Source organism: Phaeobacter sp. B1627 (assembly GCF_006265095.1).
In the GTDB taxonomy this organism is placed as follows: Bacteria; Pseudomonadota; Alphaproteobacteria; order Rhodobacterales; family Rhodobacteraceae; genus Epibacterium.
In genome coordinates, this window is sequence record NZ_VCNK01000033.1 from 49,714 (window position 1) to 61,508 (window position 11,795).

At 61.7% G+C, this 11,795-nt stretch carries 9 protein-coding genes and 1 pseudogene; 6 read left to right on the forward strand and 4 right to left on the reverse strand.

The genetic code is table 11. From position 1 onward, the window contains the following. Window position 1: 1 nt before the first annotated feature. The 3 genes from FGE21_RS16455 to FGE21_RS16465 all read right to left on the reverse strand — a co-directional run bounded on the left by FGE21_RS16455 (window position 2) and on the right by FGE21_RS16465 (window position 3,677). Entirely contained in the window at window positions 2–1,315 is a 1,314-nt protein-coding gene (locus tag FGE21_RS16455; protein WP_139664512.1) for a TRAP transporter small permease subunit, read from the reverse strand. 97 nt (window positions 1,316–1,412) lie between these two features. After that, window positions 1,413–2,513 (reverse strand): TRAP transporter substrate-binding protein DctP, encoded by a 1,101-nt coding sequence (gene dctP, locus FGE21_RS16460; protein ID WP_139664513.1) that lies wholly within the window; start codon window positions 2,511–2,513, stop codon window positions 1,413–1,415. A gap of 507 nt (window positions 2,514–3,020) precedes the next feature. Further along, window positions 3,021–3,677, reverse strand: a complete 657-nt coding sequence (locus FGE21_RS16465; RefSeq protein WP_139664514.1) for a GntR family transcriptional regulator — start codon at window positions 3,675–3,677, stop codon at window positions 3,021–3,023. A gap of 137 nt (window positions 3,678–3,814) precedes the next feature. Here FGE21_RS16465 and dctP (FGE21_RS16470) point away from each other — a divergent pair, with 137 nt between their 5' ends. From dctP (FGE21_RS16470) to FGE21_RS16490, 5 genes are all read left to right on the forward strand, one after another. Then, entirely contained in the window at window positions 3,815–4,801 is a 987-nt protein-coding gene (gene dctP / locus FGE21_RS16470) for a TRAP transporter substrate-binding protein DctP (protein WP_139664515.1), read from the forward strand. Between the two features lie 133 nt (window positions 4,802–4,934). Beyond that, window positions 4,935–5,477 carry a TRAP transporter small permease gene (locus FGE21_RS16475; RefSeq protein WP_139664516.1) on the forward strand — a complete coding sequence of 181 codons (543 nt, stop codon included), beginning with the start codon at window positions 4,935–4,937 and terminating at the stop codon, window positions 5,475–5,477. Window positions 5,478–5,482: 5 nt separating this feature from the next. Then, the gene (locus FGE21_RS16480) at window positions 5,483–6,799 is read left to right on the forward strand and encodes a TRAP transporter large permease (protein WP_139664517.1); all 1,317 of its coding nucleotides are present in this window, start codon (window positions 5,483–5,485) and stop codon (window positions 6,797–6,799) included. Beyond that, window positions 6,796–8,055: a malonyl-CoA decarboxylase gene (locus tag FGE21_RS16485; RefSeq protein ID WP_139664518.1), complete on the forward strand. Its 1,260-nt coding sequence runs from the start codon at window positions 6,796–6,798 to the stop codon at window positions 8,053–8,055. Before FGE21_RS16480 ends, FGE21_RS16485 begins: the two co-directional genes overlap by 4 nt. A 13-nt stretch (window positions 8,056–8,068) precedes the next feature. Further along, entirely contained in the window at window positions 8,069–9,583 is a 1,515-nt protein-coding gene (locus FGE21_RS16490; protein ID WP_139664519.1) for a malonyl-CoA synthase, read from the forward strand. 2 nt (window positions 9,584–9,585) lie between these two features. Here the strand turns inward: FGE21_RS16490 and FGE21_RS16495 are convergent, their stop codons facing one another. Next, the gene (locus FGE21_RS16495; protein ID WP_139664520.1) at window positions 9,586–10,881 is read right to left on the reverse strand and encodes a replication initiation protein; all 1,296 of its coding nucleotides are present in this window, start codon (window positions 10,879–10,881) and stop codon (window positions 9,586–9,588) included. A 708-nt stretch (window positions 10,882–11,589) separates the two neighbouring features. On the opposite strand from FGE21_RS16495, the pseudogene FGE21_RS16500 reads away from it, so the two are divergent. Further along, a pseudogene (locus tag FGE21_RS16500) lies at window positions 11,590–11,795 on the forward strand (ATPase); the annotation flags it as partial.

Sequence of the window (11,795 nt, forward strand, 5' to 3'; positions counted from 1 at the left end):
CTCAGTTCCCCCGTGCGATTTCACGGATGTCTTTCGACAGTTTCGATACGCCTTGCAGCACCAGCAGCACCCCGCCCATCACCATGACCCATTTCATCGGCCACAGCGGGACCTCCCATTCATTAAAGCTGATTTCGCCCCAGCGGACGTTCGGATCGGTCCATTGTCCCGCGTTCAACGACGCGATCATCTGGCCAAACCCGATCTCATCGCGCGCCCAAGCGGAAATGACCGCATTGCCCGACGGCACCGCAATGGCATCCATCGCAAAGATCCACGAGGTCACAAGAAGAGTGCCCGCAAAGATGAAGAAGAAGATCGAGGTCAGCAAATCCACCCAGGCCTTTTTCGGCCGCGACAGTGGCGCGTAGAAGATGTCTACCCGCACATGGCTCTCGGTCATCATCGCGTAGGAGCCGGAGATCAGATATTGCATCCCGAACATCAGATACATCGCCTCATGCGCCCAGTTGGTGGGCGAGCCGAAGACATAGCGCGCGATCACCTCGTAGTAGTAGACAAAGACCGCGATCACCGCCCAATAGGCGACATACTCGCCGCAGAACAGCGACAGGCGGTCGATCCAGTTCTCGGCGTATTCGTGATCCTGTTTCGGCCGGTCAGCCGCTTCGGCCGCCAGCAGCGCCTGTTCGGCTTCGCTGATCTCCTCATGGGGGGGCAATGCGGCATTGGCCCGCGCCACCAGTCCCGGCAACAGAACCAGATCCACCGCCAGCAGGATGAGGATGGCATAAAACGCATAGGCCGCAGCATTTTGCCAGAACGCCCGTGTGGCGGCGGCGGCATCGCGCAGCGGTGTCACCTGCTCCATGGTCTGGCGGGCCTCGATCAGCCGCGCCTCGCCCTTTTCAATGGTGTCCTGCGCCCGCTGCAGACGCTTTTCCGCACTCTTCTGCGCAAAGGAGCCTGCCTCGGCGGCCGTCACCCGGGCCTCCAGATCGGACAGCCCGGCGCGGGCGTCCTCGACCCGGCCGACCTCGCGCTCCAGCACCCGTTCCGCGACGCGGATCTGGTTGGCATGGTTTGACAGCACGGTCCGCGCGTCATGGGTCTGGCCATTGGCATAGAGCACAAACAGGAAGATCGGGAGATAGACGATCCCGAGGAGGTTTTTCAGATAGAAGCGATGCAGACCGATGATGCCGCCGGTGACGGCAATCATATAGGCCAGCGCAAGAGTGTAGCGCCGCTCTTTTGGCTGTGGACGGCGCGAAAGCACCATCGCCACGATCGGGAAGACGATCAGCCCGACCCAATACAGCCAATGCGGCAGCGTGAAGCTGAGACCCGGCATTGGGATCCTCTTTCTGGGTATGTGTCAAAGACCGCCCGACGCGCGCAGGCGTCGGGCGGCAAGGTCAATGGTGGTCGCCCGTTTCCGGGCCGGGACCTCAGAGCTTCAGCTCGAGCCCCTCGATCAGCGCCGGATCCACATAGCCGAGCGAGCCCGACAGCATGTAGTCCAACTGGATCTTGAACACCCGCGCCGCATTCGGATCGCGGTTGGCATAGTCGAACCAGATCGGTACGGCCACTTCGGTCATCAGCTCCACATCGTCCTGGCTGAGGCGGGTGACCTCGGTGCCGTCGGCCTCGAATTTCTGCCAGGCCTCCTGGTCGGCGGATTGAATCGCGGCGTGGTGCATGTCGGAGTAGACGTGGGTTTCCATCTCGACGAACTGCTGCATCTGCGGTGACAGCGCATCCCAGGCGGCGCGGCCGACGGTGATATCCATGATGTCGACCGGCTGATACAGCGACATGAAACCCGGAGGGCCCATGACGATATAATCCGTCACCTGGCTGAACCCGAGCGCATAGTTCACCGCCGGACCCACATAGTCGGCCACGTCAATGGTGCCCTTCTCCAGCGCCGGGAAGATCTCCGAGCCCGGCAGAACCGTGGTCTCGGCGCCGATGGCGTTGAAGATTTCCGCAACCATTCCGCCCGGCAGGCGCATCTTGCGGCCCGCGAAATCATCGATCGACCGGATCGGCACCTTGGAGTGGATGATGTTCGGTCCATGATGCACCGGTCCGACAAAATGCAGCCCCTGAGCGGCATAGAGTTCGCGCGCGATATCGATCCCGCCCAGACCATAGTAGAACACGTCAAATTCGTGCGGATTGCGCAGACCCAGCGGGATCGAGGTCAGGAATGTCGCCGCCGGAATGATCCCCTGCGCGTAGATGGTGAAGGGGTTCACCGCCTCCAGAACGCCGTTTTTCACCGCGTCATAGAGCTGAAAATCCCCAACGACATCATTGGCGCCAAAGGGTTGAAAGGCCAGCTCGCCGCCGGTCTTTTCTTCGATTGTGGCGCACCACTCCTTGAAGATCTGCAGCCCGGCGCCGCCCGGCCAGCTGGTCTGGATCTTCCAGGTCTTGGTCTGGCCCTGCGCGGTCGCCAGATAGGGCGCGGCCACGGTGGCGGCCCCTGCCCCCGCAAGCGTGCGCAACGCCGCACGACGGTTGGTGATCAGTTTTTTCATGAAGTTCCTCCCTGTTTTTGTCGGGCCGGCAGATCAGTCTCCTCCAGGATCTGCGGCTGACAGGGGCACGGTAGCGCGAAAAGAAAAAATTGGTAAGAAAATTCTGCCAACAATCATTTTTTCGATAAATATGCGCCCATGCATTCAATTTTTCATATTCATATGAGGACCCAACCCCGTGGAAAAAAGTCCGGCTTATCAGTGGTAATCTGCGGTAGGTGGACAATTTGTCCCACGCAACTGCGCCGGAACCACAGGAGCCGACCCGGACCCGCTCAGGTCATATAACCTATCCAATTTTTCTCAGCCCCAACCGAGGCGGATCGCGCCCAGCTCGCAAAAATGTTTGCGCCAACAAGTTTGCGCCAACAAAAAGACCCGGCAACGGGCGGCCCGAAATGCAGACCGAGAGCCGCCAGCCAACCGGCCAATCAGGACCTCACCACGCCGACGTCCGTATTCCCATCCGCCGCAACCCATGCGGCACTCCGGGTCGACATCCGCGCCCTATTCGGCGGCGCTCTTCAGCGAGGCCATCAGCTGGTGGAATTTCTCGCCCTGAACCGCCACGTGATTGCGCAGCGCCTCTGCGGCAGGGTTGGCCGCGCCGTTTTCCAGCGCCCGCACGATCTCTTCATGCTCGGCCATGGATTGCGCCATGCGACCGCGAAACCGGAGCTGCTGACGGCGAAACGGCTGCAGCCGTTTGTGCAGCTTCGCCGCTTCCTGCGCCAGGAAACTGTTGCCCGATTGTTGATATATGATGCTGTGGAAGCGTTCGTTCTCGAAATAATACGCATCCGCGTCGCGGGCCTCTACCGCCTGCTGGCAGCTCTCATTAGCGGCACGCAGCTCGGTCAGGGCGGTATCCGAAATCCGGCGCGCGGCAAGGCGGGCACAGACCGCCTCCAGCTCCGCCATGACCTCGAACATTTCCAAAAGCTCCACCGGCCCGGGCTGGCGCACAAAGGCGCCGCGACGGGGAATCAGCTCCACCAAGCCGGAAAGCGCGAGCCTCTGGAGCGCCTCCCGAAGCGGGGTCCGCGACACGCCGAAGTGTTCAGCCAGACGGACCTCGTCGAGGCGATCCCCATCGGCGTAGACGCCGCTGAAAATCAGCTCCTCCAATTCTTCGGCAATGGTGTCTGCGCGGCGGTGTTCCATGGAGAATGATCATTACCTCCCCACCCCTGAAATTCAAGAGACCTATTCTTGTATACAAAAGTATTGACTTAAAAAACACCTGACGCCTACCCTTACGGCACCTCCGGCCAGCCCGGGGGACCAAAAGGGAGGATACCATGAATAGATTTCTGAAGGCCGCGATTGCGGGCCTTGCGATGACGGCTGCCGGGTCCATGGCCAGCGCCACCGAGCTCCGCCTGTCTCATCAATGGTCCAACAATGACATCCGCCACAAAGTGGCCCAGATGGTTGCGGACGATGTTGCCGCGGCTGACGTTGACCTGTCGATCCGGATTTTCGGCTCCAAATCGCTGTTCAAACCGCGCGAGCAGTACAAACCGCTGAGCCGAGGCCAGCTCGACATGACGGTGCTGCCGCTCTCTTATGCCGGTGGTCAGCAGCCCGCCTACAACCTGACACTGATGCCCGGTCTGGTGAAAAACCACGACCACGCCGCCCGCCTGTCCGACTCGCCCTTCATGGAAGCGCTCGAGGCCAAGATGGCCGAGGATGACGTCATGGTGCTGGTCCACGGCTATCTCGCCGGTGGTTTTGCAGGCAAGGACAAATGCATCACCGCCCCCGAAGACGTCGCGGGTCTGCAGACCCGCGCGGCTGGCAAGTCCTTTGAGCAGATGCTGGCAGGGGCCGGCGCATCGATCGCCTCCATGGCCTCGTCCGAGATCTACAACGCCATGCAGACCGGCGTCCTGCAGGCCGCCAATACCTCGTCGTCCTCCTTCGTGTCCTACCGGATCTACGAGCAGGTCAGCTGCTACACACCCGCAGGCGATGTCGCGCTGTGGTTCATGTATCAGCCGATGCTGATCAACAAGACCGCGTTCGAGGGTCTGAATGACGCGCAACAAGCCGCCCTGCTGGCCGCGTCCGAAAAGGCCCAGGCCTTCTATCTGGAAGAGGCCAAAAAGGAAGACGCGGCCTCTGCCAAGGTCTTTGCCGATGCAGGTGTCGAAATCGCCGAGATGTCCTCTGCCGATTTCGAAGCCTGGCGCGAGCTGGCGAAAGAGACGTCCTACAAGCAGTTCGTCGAGGATGTGAATGACGGCCAGGCGCTTCTTGACCTCGCGTTGGCAGTGGAGTGACCGGAGTGCGTCAGACCGGCCCCCGCGCCCCTGACGCAATCCGACCGACCCCTCACTGCGGCAAATCCCGGAGCGGCCCCCGCGCCGCTCCGCTTTTCCCGATCCTCTGACCCATAAATTTCTGGAGGCGAAGATGGCAAGCCACAGTTCGGCAGCTATAGCCCATACGGGCAACAACCCCTTTCTCCGCTTTGTTGCGGCCCTTTCCACCCTGGCGGGCTGGTGCTCGGCCGCCATGATCGTCGCAGCCGTTGCCATCACCTGCCAGATGATCATCATCCGCTTCGTGCTGAACGGCTCCACCATCTGGCAGACCGAGGCCGTGATCTATCTGGTGATCGCGGCCACCCTCGTGGGGCTGCCCTATGTGCAGCGGCTCCGGGGCCACGTGAATGTCGATCTGGTGCCGCTGTCCCTGCCCTCGCGGGCGCGGTTCGTGCTGGCGGTTTTCACCTCCGTCCTGTCGATCACCATCATGGCGATCATGCTGTGGTACGGCTATGAATACTGGCACTACGCGATGGATCGCGGCTGGCGGTCCGATACCGTCTGGGGCGTCCGCCTGTGGATCCCCTACCTCTCCATTCCCGTCGGTTTCGGCCTGTTGCTGCTGCAGCTGATTGCCGATTTCATCGCCCTGCTGACGGGCACCGATAAACCCTTTGGTCTGGAGTAACGGACATGGACCCGCTTCTGCTGGGCGGCATCGTTGCCGTCGTCACTATCCTTGTCCTGTTTTCCGGCGTCTCGGTGGCCATTGGCCTGCTGATCGTCTCCGCAGGGTTCCTGATCCTCTTTGACGGCCCCCGCGCGCTGGAGCTGATGCCGGAGATCCTCTTTGGCAAACTCGACAATTTTGCGCTGCTGTCGATCCCGATGTTCATCATCATGGGGGCCTCGATTGCCTCCACCCGGGCCGGCGCCGATCTCTATGAGGCGCTGGAGCGCTGGCTGACCCGCCTGCCCGGCGGCCTGCTGATCTCCAACCTCGGGGCCTGCGCCCTGTTCGCCGCCATGTCCGGCTCCTCGCCTGCGACCTGTGCAGCCATCGGCAAGATGGGCATCCCCGAGATGCGCAAACGCGGCTACCCGGACGGGGTCGCGGCGGGCTCCATCGCGGCCGGCGGCACCCTTGGCATCCTGATCCCGCCCTCGGTCACCATGATCGTCTACGGCATCGCCACCGAGACCTCGATCGGGCGTCTGTTCCTGGCCGGAGTCCTGCCGGGGCTGCTGCTGGTGGGCCTGTTCATGGCCTGGTCGCTCTATTCCACCTGGCGGTCGGGCAATTCGGCGCTGCTGGCCTCGGGCAGCTACAGCTGGGCCGAACGGTTCGAGATCCTGCCCCGCGTGCTGCCGTTCCTGGCGATCATCTTCGGCGTGCTCTATGCCATGTACGGCGGCATCGCCACACCATCGGAAACCGCCGCCGTCGGCGCACTGCTGTGCCTGCTGATCGCGGTGATCATCTACAAGCTCTGGAACCCGCGCGATCTGTGGGTTGTGCTGCGTGACAGCACCAAGGAGAGCGTGATGATCCTCTTCATCATCGCCGCCGCCGGTGTGTTTTCCTATATGCTGTCGTCGCTGTTCATCACCCAGTCCATTGCCGAATGGATCGGCACGCTGGATGTGAACCGCTGGGTCCTGATGGGGGCGGTGAATGTCTTTTTGCTGATCGCGGGCTTCTTCCTGCCGCCGGTTGCGGTGATCCTGATGGCGGCGCCGATCCTGTTGCCGATCATCACCACCGCCGGGTTTGACCCGATCTGGTTCGCCGTGGTGCTGACCATCAACATGGAAATCGGGCTGATCTCGCCTCCTGTCGGGCTCAACCTCTATGTCATCAACGGCATCGCACCGGATATCTCGCTGCGCACGATCCTCACCGGCTCCCTGCCCTTCGTGGCCTGCATGATCCTGGCCATCGTGCTGCTGTGCCTGATGCCCGGACTGGCGACCTGGCTTCCGAACCTGGTGATGGGAGCCGCGATATGAGCATTCTGGCGGAACTCCTTTCCACCGTTTTCGAACGCCGCCACCGCACCGTGCAGTCCGCCGCTTCCGACGGGCGCCCGCTGGAGGAGCTGGCCGATGCGCTGGTCGGCTCCGCCGGGGAGACCTCGGGGCTGGCGCTGGCGGGCGAAATCCTCGCCCGGTTCAAAACCCTTGACGATGACGGCAAGCTGGCGTTCTTTCGGCATCTGGCAAGCGAGATGAATATCGCCCCGGACGAGGTAAGGCAAACACTTGATACATATGAGAAAAATCCGTCTCGCGCCTCCTATCGGGCCTTTATGGCCGCCTCGGAACCCCGCCGTCAGGAACTGGTGCGTCGCCTCAACCGGCTGCCGAACGCCACCGGCGCATTGGTGCGGATGCGCGCGGATCTGCTGCGGCTGGGCCGGGGCGAGCCGGAACTGGAGGCGTTGGATATCGACTTCCGCCACCTCTTCCTCAGCTGGTTCAACCGGGGCTTTCTGGTGCTGCGCCCGATCAACTGGGAAAGCCCCGCGCATATCCTCGAAAAGATCATCGCCTATGAGGCGGTGCATGCCATCGACAGCTGGGACGACCTGCGCCGCAGGCTGGAACCGGAGGACCGGCGCTGTTTTGCCTTCTTCCACCCCTCAATGCCGGATGAGCCGTTGATTTTCGTCGAGGTGGCCCTGACCAGAGGCATTCCCGGCTCCGTGCAGGCGCTGCTCGCGCAGGACCGCACGGCAATGCCCGCCGCCGAGGCCGATACCGCGACCTTCTATTCGATCTCCAACTGTCAGACCGGGCTGGCCAGCATCTCCTTTGGCAATTCCCTGATCAAGCAGGTGGCCTCTGACCTCGCAGCGGAACTGCCGGGACTGGCGACCTTCGTCACCCTCTCGCCGATTCCGGGTCTGGTCAAATGGGCGCAGTCCGAGGGTCTGGATCGCGATATCACCGGCCCCGATGCCACGCCCGAGACCCTGCGCGCGCTGGCCGCGCATTACCTGCTCAACGCCAAACGCCCCGGCGGCCTGCCCTATGATCCGGTCGCCCGCTTCCACCTTGGCAATGGCGCCATCGTCCACAAGGTTCACGCGGATGCGGATACCTCCGACAAAGGCCGGGCCCAGTCCGGCGGTGCGATGGTGAACTATCTCTACGATCTTCAGAATGTGGCCCAGAACCACGAACGTTTCGCGACCACACAAGACGTGCCTGCCTCCGCCGAGGTCAAAAGCCTCGCCAGCACGGCACGCAGCGTCCAGGCATAGAAAGGCTCGACCTATGGCAAATCCGTTGTTTGACCGCTTGTTCGGCACCCACGCCGGAAAGGCGACCCCCTTTATTCGATTGGCCGACGGCACGGTTCTGAGCCATCAGGACTTTCTCGGCACGGCGGCGCAGATCGCCCATGTGCTGACCCAGACCGGACTGACCCCCGGCGACCGGGTGGCCGTTCAGGTGGAGAAATCCCCCGAGGCGCTGGCGCTCTATGCGGCCTGCGTTCAGGCCGGGTTGATCTTCTTGCCGCTGAACACCGCCTACACCGCCGACGAGCTGTCCTATTTCATCGAAAACAGCGGCGCCTCGGTGGTGATCTGCGACAGTCGCAACGAGGCCACCCTGACCCCGATCGCCAAATCCCTTTCGGCCGGGCTGGAGACGCTGAACGCAAATGGCTCCGGCACGTTGATGGATCAGGCCGCCGCAATGCCGCTGTCCTTTGTCACCGTGGACCGCGAGGGCAGCGATCTGGCGGCCTTTCTCTATACCTCCGGCACCACGGGCCGGTCCAAGGGCGCGATGCTGACGCAGGACAACCTGCTCTCCAATGCCGAAACACTGGCGCAGGAATGGCGTTTCACCGCTGACGATGTGCTCCTGCACGCGCTGCCGATCTTTCACACCCATGGGCTGTTCGTGGCCAGCAATGTGACCCTGATCGCAGGCGGCAGCATGATCTTCCTGCCGAAATTCGACCTTGAAACCGTGCTGGCGGCCCTGCCCGATGCGACCACGATGATGGGCGTTCCCACCTTCTACACACGCCTGCTGGGGGACGCGCGGTTCAACAGCGATCTGACCGCGCATATGCGCCTCTTCGTGTCGGGCTCGGCGCCGCTGCTGGCGGAAACCCATGTGCAGTTCGAAACCCGCACCGGCCACCGTATTCTCGAACGCTATGGCATGACCGAAACCAATATGAACACCTCCAACCCCTACGAGGGCGACCGGCGCGCCGGGACCGTTGGCTTCCCCCTGCCCGGCGTGGAGTTGAAAATCACCGATCCCGCCAGTGGCGAAACGCTGCCGCAGGGCGACGTCGGCCAGATCGAGGTGCGCGGTCCCAATGTGTTCAAAGGCTACTGGCAGATGCCGGAAAAAACCGCCGCCGAACTGCGCGCGGATGGGTTTTTCATCACCGGCGACCTCGGCAGGATCGACGCGGACGGCTATGTCCATATCGTCGGGCGCAACAAGGATCTCATCATATCGGGGGGCTACAATATCTACCCCAAGGAGATCGAGCTGGTGCTGGATGAACAGCCCGGCGTGTTGGAAACCGCAGTGATCGGCGTGCCGCATCCGGATTTTGGGGAAACCGTGCTGGGCGTGGTCGTCGCAGCCCCCGGACAGACCCCGGACACCGAGGCGATGATGGTTGCCGTGCAAAAACAACTGGCGCGCTTCAAACATCCCCGCAAGCTGATCGTGATCGACGAATTGCCGCGCAACACCATGGGCAAGGTGCAGAAAAACATCCTGCGGGACAGCTACAAGGACATGTTCCAGACCTAGTTTCAGGCCTCGGCCCCCGGCCCCTCAAAGGCCTCCGGCTCCATCTCCTGCCAGAACGCGATGATTGCACCGGCATTGAGAGCCGAGCGCCAGCCGTGCTGCCGGAAATGCTCCCGGTCGAGGTCGCTGTCCAGACGGGACAGGAACAGCCGTTTGTCGGCGTCGCGCTGGGTGGGGTTTCGCCGCGAAACCAGACTCTCGACGACATCGAGGTGCCGCGCCCGGTCGCGACGCTCGGCAACGCGCGCCTCAAAGGCGGCCGCCTCGGCTGCGGCTGCGGCGTCGCGCGCCGCGCGGTCTGCAGCCATCCGGGCCTGGGTTTCAGGGTCCGGTGGCGGCTTTGGCGCGGATCTGGTGCCGGGGTCGAGGAAATCCCCTTTGATCGCCGCGCGCAGATAACCCGCACGGGATTTCACCTCCCCCTGCCCCGCCACGTAGTCCAGCTTTTGCTGCACATAGTCCGGCCCGTGTTCGGTGATCCATTGCCGCGCCAGCCGGTCCGAGATCCCCTGCCCGCGCAAGGATCTATAGACCGCCAGATTGCGCACCCCGTCGCTGTCGTCGATCTGGAACATGGCCATCTGCGGATTCTCACGGATGAGAAACCGGATCTCGCTGACGGCGCGGCCCTTCTTGCGCGTTTGCGGTTCAATGATGATGTCGGAATTCTTGTTCACCTCGGCGACCGCCGGTTTGATGATCTTTGCATTGAGATGCTTGAACGTCTCGTAATAGGTGGAGCCATCCACCCCCATCAGTTTGCGGAACATGTCGAGCGTCCACCAGCCGGTCGATCCCGTCCGCACGAACCGATAGCAGTTCTCGTAGAGCGCAAGCCCGTGGCCAGAAGTGAAATTGCGTTGGATCTTGACGTTGATCAGGGCGTAGATCTTGGGATCATGGAGCTTCTGCGCCAGCGCCGGGGAATAGGCGTATTCACAGATCCCGTTCTTGAGCTTGGCAAAGCTCAGCAGCGCCGAGACTCCCCATTCCTGATGGCCCTGCTCGTCCAGCATATCCCATTCGGCGACCGTTTCCGCCAGCGCCCGCAGGCTGGATCGCAGACTGTCCATATCGTTGGAATTGTAGCCCACCATCATCGCCAGAGTCCGCGCGTCGATGGTGTGACTGCGGGCGGAGGTCAGCGTATCATAGGCATTGAGCAACAACACGTTCGACAGCTTGCGCTGCAGCAATGTCAGCTTGCCACTGATGTGAATCGCGGCCACGTTCTTTTTGACCGTCTCGCGCGTCAGCGCACCGGTCAGGCGATCCGTGTCGAAACCCTGCTCTGCCATGGAATCATATGCCTCGTATTTTTATCCATACTCTGCCATAAAAGGCACCCAAGTGACAATCGCGTCAGGGTTCCTTTGGTGGTGATCAACCGGCCGGGCGCGCCAGCGGCGAAAGGTACCCATGAACGGGATGAAAGCCAGAAACCCAGTACAGCGCCCGGGTCATCACCCGAATCACCGCACCCCTGCGGCAGCGCCACCCCGGCCGCAGCGCGCCGGAGCGCCTCGCAGAGCGCAGGGTCTAAAAAGGCCGTTCAGACTCTTGCAAAGGGCCCATTCCCCCTGCAGATCCCTCTTGGGTCGGCTCCGAGGGCGACGGGCATCCGGGCGACCCCATCCCGAGAATCGGCACCTTTGGCCCCGTGTTTCGGTGCTCTTTATCCTGCAAACGGGTCCCTTTCATCCTGTGACCGGGTCCCATTGATCCTGAATACAGGCACCCAATGGACGCTATCCAATTGAATCACAATGATTATATCAGGGCAAAGATTCTATAGACTCTGAAAGAACATAAATGTTTGGTTGCCATTGATTTGGATGATGTGATGGAAATACAGCGGTTTGGCGCCAGTTTCGCGGCGAAACCGTCTTTGGGCACCTGAGAAATTTCACCGACAGGTCCGTATGGCCTATGCATGCGCCAGGATGTTCTCTACTCTGGGCCATATAAGCAAAAACATAACACACGAGCCGAGATCGAGCACCGTCATGACATCTCCGACGTTACCGCCCTATTTCAATCTGGACCCGAAAAAAGCCGCAAGCAAGCTGCCCGATCCTATTCAGACCAGCCGCTTTGCCAAGGCGGCCGCGCTTTGTGGCAAGGGCCGTGAGGATCTCGCCCGACGGGGCTATGCGCCCGATGGCGAGAAACGGTTGCGTAAATTTTCAACCTGGGAAATCACCCGCTATCT

Excerpts from the sequence above, each read along its gene's own strand:
- dctP (WP_139664515.1), top strand. The coding sequence starts at position 3,815 with ATGAATAGATTTCTGAAGGCCGCGATTGCGGGCCTTGCGATGACGGCT.
- FGE21_RS16495 (WP_139664520.1), bottom strand. The coding sequence starts at position 10,881 with ATGGCAGAGCAGGGTTTCGACACGGATCGCCTGACCGGTGCGCTGACG.
- FGE21_RS16480 (WP_139664517.1), top strand. The coding sequence starts at position 5,483 with ATGGACCCGCTTCTGCTGGGCGGCATCGTTGCCGTCGTCACTATCCTT.
- FGE21_RS16490 (WP_139664519.1), top strand. The coding sequence starts at position 8,069 with ATGGCAAATCCGTTGTTTGACCGCTTGTTCGGCACCCACGCCGGAAAG.
- dctP (WP_139664513.1), bottom strand. The coding sequence starts at position 2,513 with ATGAAAAAACTGATCACCAACCGTCGTGCGGCGTTGCGCACGCTTGCG.
- FGE21_RS16485 (WP_139664518.1), top strand. The coding sequence starts at position 6,796 with ATGAGCATTCTGGCGGAACTCCTTTCCACCGTTTTCGAACGCCGCCAC.
- FGE21_RS16475 (WP_139664516.1), top strand. The coding sequence starts at position 4,935 with ATGGCAAGCCACAGTTCGGCAGCTATAGCCCATACGGGCAACAACCCC.
- FGE21_RS16465 (WP_139664514.1), bottom strand. The coding sequence starts at position 3,677 with ATGGAACACCGCCGCGCAGACACCATTGCCGAAGAATTGGAGGAGCTG.
- FGE21_RS16455 (WP_139664512.1), bottom strand. The coding sequence starts at position 1,315 with ATGCCGGGTCTCAGCTTCACGCTGCCGCATTGGCTGTATTGGGTCGGG.